Source organism: Pseudomonas sp. MWU12-2345 (assembly GCF_023242385.1).
GTDB lineage: Bacteria > Pseudomonadota > Gammaproteobacteria > Pseudomonadales > Pseudomonadaceae > Aquipseudomonas > Aquipseudomonas gingeri_D.
In genome coordinates this window covers 16232-33004 of record NZ_JALLJA010000018.1, presented here as the reverse complement: position 1 = coordinate 33004, position 16773 = coordinate 16232, and the positions used below count along the sequence as shown (strand labels likewise).

General features: G+C 58.7%; 12 protein-coding genes. 2 read left to right on the top strand and 10 right to left on the bottom strand.

Going from position 1 to position 16773, the window contains the following annotated elements; genetic code table 11:
- Positions 1–4 precede the first annotated feature (4 nt).
- Positions 5–1615: an ATP-binding protein gene (locus M5C71_RS27245; RefSeq protein WP_248769197.1), complete on the bottom strand. Its 1611-nt coding sequence runs from the start codon at positions 1613–1615 to the stop codon at positions 5–7.
- Positions 1612–2334 carry a response regulator gene (locus tag M5C71_RS27240; protein ID WP_103497255.1) on the bottom strand — a complete coding sequence of 241 codons (723 nt, stop codon included), beginning with the start codon at positions 2332–2334 and terminating at the stop codon, positions 1612–1614. The genes M5C71_RS27245 and M5C71_RS27240 overlap by 4 nt, the downstream gene beginning before the upstream one ends.
- 29 nt (positions 2335–2363) lie before the next feature.
- Here M5C71_RS27240 and M5C71_RS27235 point away from each other — a divergent pair, with 29 nt between their 5' ends.
- Together M5C71_RS27235 and M5C71_RS27230 are read left to right on the top strand one after the other, a co-directional pair.
- On the top strand, positions 2364–3050 hold the full coding sequence (locus tag M5C71_RS27235; protein WP_248769196.1) for a hypothetical protein: 687 nt from the start codon (positions 2364–2366) through the stop codon (positions 3048–3050).
- 17 nt (positions 3051–3067) lie between these two features.
- Complete coding sequence (locus M5C71_RS27230; RefSeq protein WP_103497254.1) at positions 3068–5968, top strand: ribonucleoside-diphosphate reductase subunit alpha; 2901 nt, start codon at positions 3068–3070, stop codon at positions 5966–5968.
- Between the two features lie 191 nt (positions 5969–6159).
- On the opposite strand, the gene M5C71_RS27225 is transcribed toward M5C71_RS27230, so the two are convergent.
- The 8 genes from M5C71_RS27225 to cheR all read right to left on the bottom strand — a co-directional run bounded on the left by M5C71_RS27225 (position 6160) and on the right by cheR (position 16740).
- The gene (locus tag M5C71_RS27225; protein ID WP_283094074.1) at positions 6160–9381 is read right to left on the bottom strand and encodes a calcium-binding protein; all 3222 of its coding nucleotides are present in this window, start codon (positions 9379–9381) and stop codon (positions 6160–6162) included.
- A 54-nt stretch (positions 9382–9435) separates the two neighbouring features.
- Positions 9436–10746 (bottom strand): HlyD family type I secretion periplasmic adaptor subunit, encoded by a 1311-nt coding sequence (locus M5C71_RS27215; protein WP_248769195.1) that lies wholly within the window; start codon positions 10744–10746, stop codon positions 9436–9438.
- A complete protein-coding gene (locus tag M5C71_RS27210; protein WP_248769194.1) occupies positions 10746–12485 on the bottom strand; it encodes a type I secretion system permease/ATPase in 1740 nt (579 codons plus the stop codon). Before M5C71_RS27210 ends, M5C71_RS27215 begins: the two co-directional genes overlap by 1 nt.
- Before the next feature lie 242 nt (positions 12486–12727).
- Positions 12728–14041: a flagellar hook protein FlgE gene (flgE, locus tag M5C71_RS27205; RefSeq protein WP_152741522.1), complete on the bottom strand. Its 1314-nt coding sequence runs from the start codon at positions 14039–14041 to the stop codon at positions 12728–12730.
- Between the two features lie 31 nt (positions 14042–14072).
- Positions 14073–14801 carry a flagellar hook assembly protein FlgD gene (gene flgD / locus M5C71_RS27200; RefSeq protein WP_248769193.1) on the bottom strand — a complete coding sequence of 243 codons (729 nt, stop codon included), beginning with the start codon at positions 14799–14801 and terminating at the stop codon, positions 14073–14075.
- Positions 14802–14816: 15 nt separating this feature from the next.
- Complete coding sequence (flgC, locus tag M5C71_RS27195) at positions 14817–15260, bottom strand: flagellar basal body rod protein FlgC (protein ID WP_103497251.1); 444 nt, start codon at positions 15258–15260, stop codon at positions 14817–14819.
- Between the two features lie 3 nt (positions 15261–15263).
- Positions 15264–15671 (bottom strand): flagellar basal body rod protein FlgB, encoded by a 408-nt coding sequence (gene flgB / locus M5C71_RS27190; protein ID WP_103497250.1) that lies wholly within the window; start codon positions 15669–15671, stop codon positions 15264–15266.
- A 241-nt stretch (positions 15672–15912) separates the two neighbouring features.
- Complete coding sequence (gene cheR, locus M5C71_RS27185; RefSeq protein WP_103497249.1) at positions 15913–16740, bottom strand: protein-glutamate O-methyltransferase CheR; 828 nt, start codon at positions 16738–16740, stop codon at positions 15913–15915.
- Between the last annotated feature and the right edge of the window lie 33 nt (positions 16741–16773).

The following is a 16773-nucleotide window of genomic DNA, read 5'->3' as shown; positions in this document are numbered from 1 at the left end:
CGCGTCAGGCCTTGTCCTGATAACGCGGCCAGCTCAGGCTGAAGCACGCGCCATCAAGCAACTGGCTCTTGCCGATCAGCGCCCGGCCGTCGTGCCAGTGGATGATCCGGCGCACGATGGACAACCCCAGGCCATGCCCGCCCGAAGCCCGGGTCCGGCTGTCATCCAGGCGCATGAACGGCGTGAAGATCCGCTCCCAGGCACTTTCCGGCACGCCGGGGCCGTCATCCTCGACATCCACCCGACAACGCAAGGGCCCGACCTGGTAGCTGATGCAGACCTGCGACTGCGCATGGCGCATCGCGTTGCTGACCAGGTTCTGCAAGGCCCGGTGCAGGTAACGCGGCTCGGCCTCGACCCACACCTCGTCCCCGGCGGCCAGCGGAAAGCACAGCCCGCGCGTCACCCGCACCTCCACCCGCAACGGTGCCAGCTCGCCGATCACCTGGTCGACCAGGGCACTGAGGTCGATCCGCTGGAAACTCAACGCCGGGGTGCCTTGCTCCAGCCGGGCGTAGGTCAGCATCTCGTCCACCAGCCGGTCGAGGTCCTGGATATCGCCGTCCATGCCTTCCATATACTTGTGCCGCGCCTCGGGCGTCTGCGCATCGCCAATCATTTCCAGGCCGAAACGCAGGCGCGCCACCGGCGTGCGCAGTTCGTGGGACACCGCTCGCACCAATTCGCGCTGGATCATCAGCGAGCGTTGCAAGTGCTCGGCCATGCCATTAAATGCCGCGGCCAGGCGTCCGATGGAGTCCGCGCCAGCGGCCGGCACGCGGGTTTCCAGATTGCCCTGGGCCAGCCGCGTGGCCGCCGACTCCACTGCGCGCAGGCGCCGCTCCAACTGTCGCACCAGCAGGTAGACGATCAGGCCGATCAGGCTCAAGCCGAGCACGGCAATCAACACCAGCCATTGCGCCGGATAGGGGTTCATCTGGTACAGCGGACCGATTTCCAGGACCCAGGGCGTACCGGACAGGCCGGCAAACACCCGGATCGAATCGCCGCCCTTGCCCAGGGCCATGACCGTATCGCCTTCGCTGATCCGCCGGCGCTGGTCTTCATCCATATCGGCCTGGTCCGGGGTGACCAGCTTCATGTCGAAACCAAAGCCCTTGTCACGCTTGAGCGCCGCCAGGCGTGCCGGCTGCTCGGCATCGGGGTAGCGCACCAGTTCGTCGGCCAACAGGTAGATGGTCGCCCGGGCCAACTGCTCGCTGATCTGCTGGACCTCGCCTGTTAATACCAACTGCTCCGGGTCACTGAGCAATCGATAGATCTTCGCCGCATAAGGCCCGGTCTGTTCCACCAGGGCCTGGCCGCGCAGCACCCGGGTACGCTGGCCGAGATCCAGGTGCACATCGGCCAGCGGCTGCAAGGACAGTGGAATACCCAGCAGTCGCTCCCATATCGCCAGGGCCCGACGGCGCTCGATTTCGTCCATCGGCCGCAGGTTGTCGGCCATCAGCGAGAAGGTGCCATGGGCCAGGTGCTCGCGGTATTGCTCGCCGCGCACCTGGTTGAGCAGGTGCAGGGCCAGCACCCCGAGCAACGCCACCAGCACCAGGGCGGCACACATGCCACCGTAGATGCGCAGGAAGATCGAGTTCACGACGGCAGGTCTGCGAACGCTTCAGGGACAAATAGATAGCCTTTGCTGCGAACGGTCTTGATCAGCCGCGGGTGCTCGGGGTCATCGCCGATTTTCGGGCGGATGCGCGAAATACGCACATCGATGGAGCGGTCCTGGCCGTCATAACCGATGCCGCGCAAGGCGGTGAAGATTTCTTCCCGCGAGAGGATCCGCCCGGCATTCGCCACCAGCAGCCAGAGCAGATCGAACTCGGCACTGGTCAGTTCGATCCCCGCCCCGCTCAGCCAGGCCTCGCGCAAGGCGCTGTCGATCAGCAGCGGGCCGAACCGCAGGCGCCGGACCTTTTCCTCGGCCGCGCCCTGGAGCGGCTCGCCGCGCCGCAGCAGCGCGCGGATCCGTGCCAGCAACAGGCGCGGGCGCACCGGCTTGCAGACATAATCATCGGCCCCCAGGTCCAGCCCCTGGATCTGGTCGAGGTCGTCGGTGCGCGCGGTCAGCATCAGGATCACCCCGTCGTAGCGCTCGCGCACCTTGCGGCAGATGCTCAGGCCATCCTCGCCGGGCAGCATCAGGTCGAGAATCACCAGGTCGGGCTGCTCGGCGATAATCCGCGCGGCGGCCCGGGCACCGTTGCCCTCTATGGAGACCCGCAAGCCGTTGCTCTCCAGATACTCACGGGTCAACTCGGCCAGACGCTGGTCATCCTCGACTATCAATACCTGCCAGGCTTGCTCCACGGGCGACCTCTGCGTGCAAATGTTCAGCGTTGAAAGGCTCCGCCCGTCTTTTTGTCATGATTCAGGCGGATATAGAAAGGGTAAGGCCGGCCGATTGTAGCAACGACCGGGTCATCGCACACACGCCAGGATTCGCGCTCGGTCATGGGCTTTTTTGTGATAGGGTTCGCGCCCGCAAAAATCCACGCACGTGGTCCGCAGCGGTAAAAAACAATGACAGGCGGCGTAATCCCGGCCTGCCGCGGCCTACGCGCGGTTTCAGGCTTTCATACACAAATTACGCACAGATTTATCCACAGGCAGTACATTGCAATCATCCCCCAAAACGCATTATCTTGTATCTCGGCAGCAAAAAAACCCAACATGTAGGGTTTTCGCCCAAAATCCCCAACCACATTTCGCGTCAGGAACTCAAGCTCTTTTCTTGCATCCGCGGGGTTGAACTAAACACCGATTTGAAAGCCCAAACCGCATACGCGGATGGCAGCCGTTCTTCCTTCTTGCGTGGGAAAACGGTACGGGTGTTGCAGGACAAAACTGTCACCCATCAGGAATACCGTTTCGGGTCAGCGACCCGCAGCGTTGCAAACTTCGGCAAGGAAGCGGCGCCCGAAAGCCCTCTTCCCCTGTCCCGAAGTGGTTATGCCCGACATCGTTCGGTTGTAGTGCTTCAGGACAGAACGGTGGGCACCTTCATGGTGCCCAAACAAACATAGAGAACGTGGAGACACCCATGCAAACCGACACAACTCGCGAGAACCCGCAAGGCACCGTGCCGCAGGCCGCCGATTCGAATCTGGATCTGTCCGCCACCGCGCCGGGCCAACTGCGCGTGATCAAGCGTAACGGCACTGTCGTTCCTTATACCGATGACAAGATCACCGTCGCCATCACCAAAGCGTTCCTCGCAGTTGAAGGCGGCACCGCCGCCGCCTCGTCGCGCATCCACGACACCGTTGCCCGCCTGACCGAACAGGTCACCGCGACCTTCAAACGGCGCATGCCTTCGGGCGGCACCATCCACATCGAAGAAATCCAGGACCAGGTCGAACTGGCCCTGATGCGTGCCGGCGAGCAGAAAGTCGCCCGCGACTATGTGATCTACCGTGATTCGCGGGCCAAGGAACGCGCCATCCGCGCCCCTTCCGAAGAGCCGGTCAACGCTCACCCGTCGATCCGCATCACCCGCGCCGACGGCAGCGTCGCGCCACTGGACATGGGTCGCCTGAACACCATCGTCACTGAAGCCTGCGAAGGCCTGGAAGAAGTCGACGGCGACCTGATCCAGCGCGAAACCCTGAAGAACCTCTACGACGGCGTGGCCCTGAAAGACGTCAACACCGCCCTGGTGATGACCGCCCGGACCCTGGTGGAGCGCGAGCCGAACTACTCCTTCGTGACCGCTCGCCTGCTGATGGACACCCTGCGTGCCGAAGGCCTGAGCTTCCTCGAAGTCGCCGACAGCGCCACCCACCACGAAATGGCCGAGCTGTACGCCAAGGCCCTGCCGTCCTACATCGCCAAGGGTATCGAATTCGAACTGCTGAACCCGGTCCTGGCCGAGTTCGACCTGGAAAAGCTCGGCAAGGCGATCAACCACGAGCGCGACCAGCAGTTTACCTACCTGGGCCTGCAGACCCTGTACGACCGTTACTTCATCCACAAGGACGGCGTGCGTTTCGAACTGCCGCAGATCTTCTTCATGCGCGTGGCCATGGGCCTGGCGATCGAAGAGAAACAACGTGAAGAGCGTGCCATCGAGTTCTACAACCTGTTGTCGTCCTTCGACTACATGGCATCGACCCCGACCCTGTTCAACGCCGGCACCCTGCGCCCACAGCTGTCGAGCTGCTACCTGACCACCGTGCCGGACGACCTGTCGGGCATCTACCACGCGATCCACGACAACGCCATGCTGTCGAAATTCGCCGGTGGCCTGGGCAACGACTGGACGCCGGTGCGCGCACTGGGTTCGTACATCAAGGGCACCAACGGCAAATCCCAGGGCGTCGTGCCGTTCCTCAAAGTGGTCAACGACACCGCCGTAGCGGTCAACCAGGGCGGCAAGCGCAAGGGCGCGGTCTGTGCCTACCTGGAAACCTGGCACATGGACATTGAAGAGTTCATCGAGCTGCGCAAGAACACCGGTGATGATCGTCGTCGCACCCACGACATGAACACCGCCAACTGGATCCCTGACCTGTTCATGAAGCGCGTCTTCGATGACGGCAAGTGGACCCTGTTCTCGCCATCGGAAGTGCCGGACCTGCACGACCTGACCGGCAAGGCTTTCGAAGAGCGCTACGAGTACTACGAAGCCCTGACCGAGTACAACAAGATCAAGTTGTTCAAGGTCGTCCAGGCCAAGGACCTGTGGCGCAAGATGCTGTCCATGCTGTTCGAAACCGGCCACCCATGGCTGACCTTCAAGGACCCGTGCAACCTGCGCAGCCCGCAGCAACACGTGGGCGTGGTGCACAGCTCGAACCTGTGCACCGAGATCACCTTGAACACCAACAAGGACGAGATCGCCGTCTGCAACCTGGGCTCGATCAACCTGCCGAACCACATCGTCAACGGCCAGCTGGACAAGGCCAAGCTGCAACGCACCGTGAACACCGCCGTGCGCATGCTCGACAACGTGATCGACATCAACTACTACTCGGTGCCGCAAGCGAAGAACTCCAACTTCAAGCACCGTCCGGTCGGCCTGGGCATCATGGGCTTCCAGGATGCGCTGTACCTGCAGCACATCCCTTACGGTTCGGATGCCGCCGTCGACTTCGCCGACAAGTCCATGGAAGCGGTCAGCTACTTCGCGATCCAGGCGTCCTGCGACCTGGCCGACGAGCGTGGCGCCTACGAGACATTCCAGGGTTCGCTGTGGTCCAAGGGCGTCCTGCCGCTGGATTCGCAACAGATCCTGATCGAGTCCCGTGGCCAGAAGTACATCGATGTCGACTTGACCGAAAGCCTGGACTGGGCACCGGTTCGCGCCCGTGTACAGAAAGGCATTCGTAACTCCAACATCATGGCCATCGCACCGACCGCGACCATCGCCAACATCACTGGCGTTTCGCAGTCGATCGAACCGACCTACCAGAACCTGTATGTGAAATCGAACCTGTCGGGCGAATTCACCGTGATCAACCCGTACCTGGTTCGCGACCTGAAGGCTCGCGGTCTGTGGGACTCGGTCATGATCAACGACCTGAAGTACTACGACGGTTCCGTGCAGCAGATCGAACGCATTCCGCAAGAGCTCAAGGAGCTGTATGCGACCGCGTTCGAAGTGGAAACCAAGTGGATCGTCGATGCCGCCAGCCGTCGCCAGAAGTGGATCGACCAGGCGCAGTCGCTGAACCTGTACATCGCCGGCGCTTCGGGCAAGAAACTCGACGTGACCTACCGCATGGCCTGGTACCGTGGTCTGAAGACCACCTACTACCTCCGTGCCCTGGCCGCGACCAGCACCGAGAAGTCGACCATCAACACCGGCAAGCTGAACGCTGTTTCCAGCGGCGGCAACCACGGCGACGATTCGGTCCTGGCGGCACCTACCGCGCCAGCCGGCCCGGCGCCAGTGCCAAAGGCCTGTGCGATCGACGAGCCGGATTGCGAAGCTTGCCAATAAGCTGAGCCAGACCCGCGCCTTACCGCGCGGGTTGAGAAACCCCCGTCAGGCCCTGGGCCTGGCGGGGGTTTTCTTTTGCCTGCAGAAAAAATCAACGCCCGAAAAAAGCGGCAAAGCCTGCTTGCGCAGTCTTTACCGCTTCCGTTGTCGGTAGCTTGCCTGAAGGTAGGCTGCCGATGGTTGTTCGTTGTTCAGGCTGGAATGGTGAACGTATCTCCATTAGCAGTCTGGAACGACTCGATGGTGCTGGAGCCTGCATACCAGTCCTGCAAGACCACGGCAGGATGGTCATTGCCCGCATTCAAGGCGGCGGCCGAGAAAATGTAGGAACTCGTGCCATCCGTCTTGATCACCACATCCTGAAAGCTCTGGATATTCTGGAGCTTGACCAAGTCATTGCCTGCCAGACCATCGTCCTTGATCAGTACGGTTGAGGTCGAGAGAACAATGTACGTGTCGCCGCCCTCTCCACCATAGGCATAACCACTGCCCGACAAGGTCAACTGGTCAGCGCCGGCACCACCGAACAACTGGTAGTCACTCCCCGTACCGGTCAACTTATCGTTACCCTCGTCACCGTAAGCCGTGCCGTGATAGACAGTAATGCTATCGTCGCCAGCATCACCGTGAATAACGGTCCCGGTGTCATTATTAGCGCTCAGGATCGTGTCGTTGCCATTACCACCAAACAGTTGGTCTGCTTCCGCCGGCCCATCATGGCTGGGTCCATTGAGGCTGGCAGGCTCATACTTCCCGCCCACGATAAAATCATCACCGTCCCCGCCATAGACCCAATCATTACCTCCGCCCCCGTAGAGCTGGTTGCTACCGGAGCTGCCGGCCAGCGTGTCATCGAACTCCGAGCCATGCAGGCTTTCGATATTGACCAGCACATCACCTGTCGCATCGCCGCCATTTGCCGTCCCGGACTGCAAATCCAACTGCACTGCAGCCGAGCTGGTCGTGTAGGAAGCCATGTCGTTGAGGCCGGCACCGCCATCGATAAAATCGGCACCGCCGCCCCCGATAAAGGTATCCGCCCCAGCACCACCAATGAAAGTGTCGTTGAAGGCTGTTCCTTCAAAGACTTCAATGGAGGTGTAGGTGTCTCCGGCGGCAGCTCCCGTGAACGGTTTGGTGAGATCCAACGTGATCGCCGAGTCTTCTAATGCGAAGCTCACAGTATCGCGCCCGGCCCCACCATCGAAGTTATCCGCAGCCCCTGTACCAACGAAAATATCATCCTGCATCGACCCGACAAACTTTTCGATGCTGTTGAACACGTCCCCCTTGGCAATACCGGTATGCACACCGGTCTTGAGGTTGATGGTAACCCCCGTTATCCGACTGTCGTTGTAGCTGACCGTGTCGATACCGTCTCCACCGTTAAACGTATCGCCTCCATCACCGCCCAGGAAGATGTCATTACCTGCACCACCCGTGATGACGTTGTCGATAGCGTTGCCGTAACCAGTGAAGTTACCGGTGCCGGTATATGTCAGGCGCTCGATTTCAGCCGCCAGACTCATTTGGCTCTGATTGGTACGAATCTCATCATCACCACCGCCCGCATACTCAAACAGGTTTGGAGCGGCAGTACCATTGACGACATAGACGTCATTACCCTGCCCACCGTAGATCGTTGTCGTGCCGAGGCTCAGGTTGAAAACGTCGTTATAGGCTGTGCCAGTAATCACCTCCATATTGGTGAGCACATCCCCCTGAGCGTCACCGCCAACGCCCGTGCCAGAGGTGGCGTTGCTCATGGTGATATTGATCGCTTGCGCGGACGTGGAGTAATCCACCCGGTCGAAACCGCCGCTACCATCAAAGGTTTCAGCACTGGCACTGGCAACAAAGACATCGCTGTAAGCCGTTCCCTTGAAGATTTCGATACCACTGAAAGTATCGCCCTTGGCAATACCGGTATGCTCACCAGTCTTCAGATTCAGGGTCACACCATTACCGCTCACGTCATCTTCATAACTGGCAGTATCAATACCCGCGCCACCAATCAGTTGATCAGCGCCGGCACCGCCGATCAGCAGGTCATTGCCCGCGCCGCCGGCAATGATGTTGTTGCCAGCATTACCATAACCGGTGAAGTTGCCGCTGCCGGTATACGTCAGACGCTCAATTTCTGTCGCCAGCGTCATTCGGCTCTGATTGGTACGAATCTCATCATCACCACCGCCCGCATACTCAAACAGGCTTGGAGCGGCAGTACCATTGACCACATAGACGTCATTACCCTGTCCACCGTAGATCGTTGTCGTGCCGAGACTCAGGTTGAAAACGTCGTTGTAGGCTGTGCCAGTAATCACCTCCATGTTGGTGAGCACATCACCCTGGGCATCACCACCAACACCCGTGCCAGAGGTTGCATTGCTCATGGTGATATTGATCGCTTGCGCGGACGTGGAGTAATCCACCTGGTCATAACCAACACTGCCATCAAGCGTTTCAGCGCTTGCACTGGCAACAAATACATCGTTGTAAGCCGTTCCCTTGAACACCTCGATACCACTGAAAGTATCGCCCTTGGCAATACCGGTATGCTCACCAGTCTTCAGGTTCAGGGTCACGCCACCGCTCACACTATCCTCATAGCTGGCAGTATCAGTACCCACACCACCAATCAGTTGGTCGGCACCGGCACCGCCGATCAGCAAGTCATTGCCTGCACCGCCGGTAATGATGTTGTCGCCAGTATTACCATAACCAGTGAAGTTGCCACTGCCGGTATACGTCAGGCGTTCGATTTCAGCCGCCAAAGTCATTCGACTCTGATTGGTACGAATCTCATCATCACCACCGCCCGCATACTCAAACAGGCTTGGAGCAGCAGTACCATTGACCACATAGACGTCATTACCCTGCCCACCGTAGATCGTTGTCGTACCGAGACTCAGGTTGAAAACGTCATTGTAGGCCGTGCCGGTAATGGCCTCCATGTTAGTAAAGACATCACCCTGAGCATCACCGCCAACCCCCGTCCCAGAGGTGGCGTTGCTCATGGTGATATTGATCGCTTGCGCGGACGTGGAGTAATCCACCCGGTCGAAACCGCCGCTACCATCAAAGGTTTCAGCACTGGCACTGGCAACAAAGACATCGCTGTAAGCCGTTCCCTTGAAGATTTCGATACCACTGAAAGTATCGCCCTTGGCAATACCGGTATGCTCACCAGTCTTCAGATTCAGGGTCACGCCATTACCACTTACGTCATCTTCATAACTGGCAGTATCAATACCCGCTCCACCGATCAGTTGATCAGCACCGGTGCCGCCAATCAGGAGGTCATTACCGTCACCACCATTCAATATATCGTCGCCCGCCAAGCCACGTATCTGATCATCCCCCGCAGCCCCGATAAGGGTATCTGCCCCGCTGGTTCCGTTAATAACTGCCATTACATCGTCCTTGTGGTGTTGAAAAGCCATATTGAAACGACCAAGCAGAAGGGCTCAACCTTCTCTGAATGCCCGCTGCGCGTGGTCGCTGATCGGTTTGAACAGATAAGACAGCACGGTTCTGTCTCCGGTTTTTATGAGCGACTCAACCGGCATTCCTGGCACCAGCGTAAGTCCGGATAATCGCCCCATCTCCTCTTTGGAAATTCGAATACCGGCTCGATAGAACCCCGCGCCCGTGCGCTCATCGGTAATCAAGTCGGCGGATAGCCTGACCACCGAGCCTTTGAGCTCCGGCGTTGTGCTTCGATTGAAAGCACTCAGACGCAACGTGGCTGCCTGACCCAGGGTGATCTGATCAATGTCCTGGGCACTGACCTTCGCCTCGACCAGCAATTCATCATCAAGCGGCACTATCTGCATCAGGCTTTCCGCCGGTGAAATCACCCCGCCGAGCGTATGCACCGACAACTGCTGTACGCGCCCGGCAATCGGCGCAATGATGTCGATCCGTTTAAGCTGGTCGTTGGCGGTAATTTCGCGCTCAACCAACTCGCCCTGACGCGCCAACAGGTCCCGCAGCTCCTGAGACACTTCACTGCGAAAGGTCTGATCGACCTGAAGGCGTTGCAACTCGGTTTCAGCGATTTTCCCCCGAGCCTCGGCGATAGAAGCCATGAGCTGTCCGCGCTCTCCCCGCAAGCGGGCAATGCCACGAGCCAGCGCGTTGATCCGGTCCAGGGTCATCATGCCCTTGTCGAACAGAATCTTGACCGCCTGGTACTCCTTGTCGATCAACTCGATTTCTTCGGACTTGGTTTTTTGCTGAATATCGTGGCCGAAGATAGTTTCGTTGAGCTGCTGCACACGCTCTCGCAACTGCTTTTTCTGCCCTTCGCGAGCGGCCCGACGATCGAGAAACAATTGCCGCTCACTGGCCATGACCAACCTGGCGTCATCCATGCTCATTCGCGCCAACAGCTCCTGAGGCACTATCACATCACCAGCATTGTCACGTTCGGCTACCAAACGCGCCTGGCGTGCCCAAGCCTGGTTCAACGACTTCGACACGATTGCCTGACTGGCGGCAGGCAGCGTCGCATCGAGACGAAGCAGCACATCCCCGGCAGCCACTTGCTGCCCCTCCTTGACCAGTAACTCGGCCACAACGCCACCGGTGGGGTGCTGGATATTTTTGACGCTGCCCTCTACTGCAACAGTCCCGACGGCAATCACAGCTCCAGACAAATCGGTCAGTGCCCCCCAGGCCAAACTGCCTCCCAGTAACATCACGAGCGAGATCACGCCTAAACGTACATGACGAGACAACGAGTGAGTCAAGGTGCTTTCTTGATCGACAAGCATCAGTTGCCCCCTCCCATTTCCACCGCATGGCCCACGGGTCGGGTGGCCGCTAATATCGGCTTTCTAAGAACGGTGTCCTTGGGGCCGAACGCGACTTGTACGCCGCTTTCCAGAATCAATACCTGGTCAATGACCGACAGAATATTGGTGCGGTGCGCGATGACAACGACAATGCCTCCGCGCGCCTTGACCGTCAGTATTGCCCTGGCCAATGCCTGTTCACCTTCGGCATCAAGATTGGAATTGGGCTCGTCCAGCACCAGTAGAAACGGGTTGCCAAACAATGCCCTCGCCAGGGCAACACGTTGGCGTTGGCCTGCCGACAGATTAAGTCCGCCCTCACCGACTTGAGTTTCATACCCCTGAGGCAACTGCAGGATCAGTTCGTGTACACCCGCCTGTTGCGCTGCTGAGACGATTGCACTGTCCGTCGCCAATGGGTTCAGCCGCGCTATATTCTGCGCAACATTCCCGCTGAACAGAGCAACGCTTTGTGGCAGATACCCAACCAACTTGCCCCTCGACTGATCCGTCAAGAGATCAAGCGGAGCCCCATCGAGTCGAATGTGACCACGTGCCGGTTGCCAGGCGTTAACCAGTACACGTGCCAGCGAAGACTTACCCGATGCACTCGGCCCCACTACCCCGATGGCCGTACCCGCTAGAATCGAAAAATTGATGTTCTGCAACGTCAAACGTTGAATCCCCGGGGGAGATGCAAAAACACCTTCGACCTGGAGTGTTCGATAAGCCGCCGGTAACTCAGTCTTGCTGGGCGGATCAGGAAATAAAGCAAAGACCTCATGCAACCGCCCCCAGGCAACGTGAGCCCCCAACAGGCTTCTCCAGGTCGTAATCACCTGCTCGACGGGCGCCAGAGTTCGTGCAACGATAATCGACGCCGCAACGATCGTGCCTCCACTCAGATCCCCCTTGATCACCAGATAGGCCCCAAGGGCCAGAGAACCCGACTGAACAATCTGACGCAGCGTTTTCGAGATACCACCGAAGAGACCGCCGATGTCCACAGTTCGTCGTTGCAGTGTGGTGTAAAGACTGTGATGAGCTTGCCAAATGCCAGACGCATCGGCAGTCATCCCCATGGCCATCAATGCTTCAGCATTTTGATGCGCTTGATGGCCGTGGTGATTACGCCTGTTCAAGGCATCCGCTGAAGCTCGCATCAGCGAGCGGGTCTGACGATCAGTCAGTATCGTCAACACAATCAGAATAATCATCAAGCCGGCGGTCAAGAGGCCGAACATGGGATGAATATAAAAGCAGACCGCTAAATAAACCGGCATCCAGGGCAGGTCGAAGAAGGCAACAAGTCCCGGTCCGCCAATAAAATTCCGGATCTGATCCAACTCGTGGGCAGGCTTGAGCGCATCACCGGTAATGGGTGTTTTTAACGACACTCCGGAAATAACCTTGAAGACCCTGGAAGACAAGGCCAGATCCAGCGAAGAGGCGACCCTGACCATGATTCGAGAGCGAAGAACATCCAACAGTCCGGACAATGCATAGACACCCAGAACCAATAGCCCCAAAGCCACTAGCGTCGGAACACTCTGGCTTGGGATGACCCGGTCGTACACCTCTAACATGAACACCGGGCCAATTAGCGCGAGGATATTGATAACCCCAGAAAACAGGGCTGCGCCGATCAGGCTTTTACACAGGTGGGCTTTCAACGGCGCCGCCACGACAGGCGCATTGAGGGCGTGACTTCTCTTCAATTCTTGTTCCGTCCCTAGATATTGCATCGCTCCATGCAGTCAGAACGAAAGGTTCTGCTCTGATGACGCAGATATAACGAAATGTTGACGCCATTCGTTAGCACGCACGTAAAAAGCAAATTCCACACCACCTCGTGCAATCGCACAGACAAACCTAGCCAAAAGATGAGGCAGCTCAAACGTCAGGCAAAAAAAATCCGGCACCCAAGGGGCCGGATTTTTGAAGTACCAGAGAAGCCGTATTACGCCATCTGGATAATGGTCTGCATGATGGAGCTCTGGGTGGAGATGGTCTTGGCGTTCGCCTGGTAGTAGCTCTGGCCCTTGATCAGGTCCACCAGCTCGCTGGTCAGGTTGACGTTCGAGGCTTCCAGGGAACCGGAAAGGATCGAACCATTGGTGCCGACCGTACCGCCGTCAAAGGCCGGTTGACCGGACGAGAACGTCTGTTTCCAGCTGGTGCCGCCAACCGCCTGCAGGCCCTGCTCGTTGGTGAAGCTGGCCAGGGCCACCTGGCCGATCGCCTTGTGCTGCTGGTTGCTGAAGTTGGCGGAGATCACACCAGTGGCATCGATGGTGATATCAGTGATTTGGCCGGTCGCGTAACCGTCGCTGGTGATGTTGCTACGAGCAGTATCGGCGTTGAACTGGGTGGTTTTCGAAAAGTCGACGGCAATCCCCGCTGGGTTCGCAGCTGCCTTGTTTGGCGTCCAGACCCCTGCGACCATCCCACCGGGAATCCAACCTGAAATCACGACGCTGGTCTGGCCAGCAACACCGCCAATACTCTGCAATTTTCCCGAGGAGTCAAAGACCACTGGCACCGGCACGGGATCGGGGGCTGCTGGCGCAGCAGGAGGTACTGTAACCGTCGGCGCCGTGCCGTCAGGGTTACGACCGTCAATCAACGAATAGACGTTCCAGGTATTGGCACCGGTCTTGACCGCATACTGGTCCAGGGAGTGGGAATTGCCCTGGGTGTCATAGATCGTGGTGCTGAATGGCTTGGTGTAGGTCGCGGTATTGGTGACATCGAACGGCACGGAAATCACCGGCGACGTGGAGTTGAGGTTGAGCGTCGAACCGATCTGGGTAGTGGTCTGCGGCGACAGGTTGGAAGTGTCGATCCGCAGGTTGGTCAGCACACCCGGAATGATGTTGCCGTTGGCATCGGCGGCAAAACCTTGCAGTTTCGCGGTGCCGTCGGTGTTGGTGACGTAGCCGTCCTTGTCGGTCTTGAAGGTACCGGCACGGGTGTAGCTCAGCGAGCCGTTGCTGCTCAGGACGAAGAAGCCGTTGCCCTGCACACCCATGTCCAGCACGTTGCCGGTGCTGTCCATGCCGCCGTTGCCGAAGTTCTGCGAGACGTTGGCCAGGTTTACACCGTTACCGATGGTCTTGGCACCGGTGCCCAGCTTGGTCGCCGAGTACACGTCGGCAAATTCCGCACGGGACGACTTGAAGCCGGTGGTGTTGACGTTGGCAATGTTGTTGCCGGTGACGTCAAGTTGCTTGCTGGCCGCAGAGAGACCGCTCAAACCGATATTGAAAGACATGGTTCACTCCTTACTTCGTGTTGGTCGGCTCTTACAGGCCAATGGTCTGGACTTTGGACAGAGCAATACTGCCCAGGCCCGCCAGGTTGAGCATCATTTCGCCGCCGTTCTGACCCAGGGTCACGCTGCTGACAGTCGCCGGCAGGTTGGTCGTGAGCGCCGTGGCCGTGCCACTGATCGGCGCGGTGGCAGCAAAGGTGTAGGTACCGCTGGAGAGCAAGGTGCCGGAATCGTCCTTGCCGTCCCAGGCAAAGGCGGCATTACCGGCCGCCTGCGAGCCCATGTCGATGGTGCGGACCACTTTGCCAGTGGAATCGCTGATCTTCAGGGTCACATCGCTGACCGAGCTCGGCACCGTTGCCGTCCCCGTGAAGGTCTTGCTGGTATCGACCACGGCCTGGCTGGTCGGCACGATGACCGAACGCCCGACCATCGACGAGGCCTGCAGCGCCTGGGACGACGTGAAGGAGCTGGCAATATTGTTCACGCTGGTGTTGAGCGTCTGGATACCTTCCAGGCTGCTGAACTGGGCCAACTGCGCGACGAAGGCGCTGTTGTCCTGGGGGTTGAGCGGGTCCTGGTTCTTCAACTGGGTCACCAGCAATTGCAGGAACGCGTCCTTGCCCAGGGTCTGGCCGCCGGCGGCGCTGCTGATGGCATTGCCCAACGCATCCGTACTGCCGGTGTTCGCCGTCTGGGAGTTGGAAATGATCGTATCAAGTGCAGAGTTGCCACTTGAGGGGGTGCTGGAAACCGTCATAGGAATCGCCCTTTATCACTGACCGAGGGTCAGGACCTTCTGCATCATGGTTTTGGCGGTGGTCATAATGTCCGCGTTGGTCTGGAACGAGCGGCTCGCGGAAATCATGTCGGCCATTTCCTGAACCACGTTGACGTTGGGGTAGTAGACATACCCATTGGCGTCAGCTGCCGGATGGTTCGGCTCATAACGGGCTTCCAGGTTGCTGGGGTCCTCGACCACGCCGGTGACCTGCACGCCGGCACCCGCCCCGTCCTGGTTCTGGAACAGCGAGTTGTCAGTCTGGCCCTGGCCATTCTGGAACATGGTGGCGAACACCGGATGCCGGGCGCGATAGGTCTGGTCCATGCTCGAGGAGACGGTATCGGCGTTGGCAATGTTACTGGCGACGGTGTTCAGGCGAGTGGTCTGGGCACTCATGCCGGTACCGGCAATGTTGAAAACACTGGCTAGGGACATGACTTATTCTCCACGCAGGGCTGAAACCAGCCCTTTGAATCGTGCGTTCAGCAGGGTGAAGCTGGCCTGGAAATCGACCGAGTTCTGCGCATAGTTCGATTGCTCGATCTGCGCATCCACGGTGTTCTGGTCCAGCGACGGCTGCGTCGGTGTGCGGTATTGCAATGCGGCGTCGCCGTTGCTCAGGCCTTCAGCTTCGATATGGCGGCTGTTGGTGGTGTTCAACGCGAAACTGCCGTTCTTGGCCTTGTCACTCTGTTCAGCGAGCACCGAGGAAAAGTCCATGTCCCGCGCCTTGTAGTTCGGGGTATCGGCGTTGACGATGTTGTTCGCCAGAACTTCGGCGCGCTGGGCGCGGAAGGCCAGTGCTTGCTCATGAATGCCGAGCGCTTTATCGAAGTTGATGCTCATGTCGGGGAACCTTTAGCGGGTTGACCTGATTTTGTGGAACAGGCTTTTCGTTGCAAGAGACAAAGCAAGGCCCATGCCAATTTCTCGATGCAAGCAAATCAAGGGCTTGCGGGCAGGTGGCGGGCGGCAATGCCAGAAAAGCGGCAAGGCATTTCCGCCGGATGCCGGTAAAGCGGCAAAAGCGCCGTAAAAAAAAACGGGAACCCCATTGGGGTTCCCGTTTTGTGTGAGGCTTGGCGCCTTACTTGGCCTGGTAGATGATCCCCGGGCTGCATTGCACCATCTGGTAATGGTCCGGCAGACCGTTCAGGGCTTCCGAGGCCCCGAGGTACAAATAGCCACCCGGCTTCAGGGTGCTGTGGATACGCAGCAGGATGTCTTTTTTCACTTCGGCGGAAAAGTAGATCAATACGTTGCGACAGAACACGATGTCGAACTTGCCCAGGCTCGCATAGCTGTCCAACAGGTTGAACGAACGAAACTCCACGCGACTGCGGATCGGCGCCTTGATCGCCCAGCGTCCCGGCCCCTTGGGGTCGAAGAAGCGTTGCAGGCGCTCGGGCGACAGGCCGCGGCCAATCGCCAGGCTGTCGTACTCACCGCTTTTGCAGTTGGTGAGCATCAGCCCGGACAGGTCGGTGGCGACAATCTGCGCACCGCCCTTGAGCTGGCCCATGTTGGTCCGCTCGAACTCATCGATCGACATCGAGATCGAATAGGGTTCCTGCCCCGACGAACACGCCGCCGACCAGATCCGCAGACGCTGGCCGGGACTGGCCTTGATCATTTCCGGCAACACCTTGTTCTTCAGGACCTCGAAGGGGTAGGTGTCGCGAAACCACAAGGTTTCGTTGGTGGTCATGGCATCCACCACCTGCTCGCGCAAACCGCTGCGGGGCTGGGTCTGGATGCGCTGGACCAGCTCGCCAAGGGATTTGAGCCCTTGCTGCTCCATCAGTTTATTGAGACGGCTGGAAACCAGATACTGCTTGTTTTCACCCAGCAGGATGCCACAGGCCTTTTCCAGGAAGACCCGGAACTGTTCGAAATCCAAATTACCCGTAGACAAATGATGCCGCCTCTACAATCGTTCGTACCGCCA

Excerpts from the sequence above, each read along its gene's own strand:
- M5C71_RS27230 (WP_103497254.1), top strand. The coding sequence starts at position 3,068 with ATGCAAACCGACACAACTCGCGAGAACCCGCAAGGCACCGTGCCGCAG.
- flgC (WP_103497251.1), bottom strand. The coding sequence starts at position 15,260 with ATGTCCCTAGCCAGTGTTTTCAACATTGCCGGTACCGGCATGAGTGCC.
- flgD (WP_248769193.1), bottom strand. The coding sequence starts at position 14,801 with ATGACGGTTTCCAGCACCCCCTCAAGTGGCAACTCTGCACTTGATACG.
- M5C71_RS27225 (WP_283094074.1), bottom strand. The coding sequence starts at position 9,381 with ATGGCAGTTATTAACGGAACCAGCGGGGCAGATACCCTTATCGGGGCT.
- flgE (WP_152741522.1), bottom strand. The coding sequence starts at position 14,041 with ATGTCTTTCAATATCGGTTTGAGCGGTCTCTCTGCGGCCAGCAAGCAA.
- flgB (WP_103497250.1), bottom strand. The coding sequence starts at position 15,671 with ATGAGCATCAACTTCGATAAAGCGCTCGGCATTCATGAGCAAGCACTG.
- M5C71_RS27215 (WP_248769195.1), bottom strand. The coding sequence starts at position 10,746 with ATGCTTGTCGATCAAGAAAGCACCTTGACTCACTCGTTGTCTCGTCAT.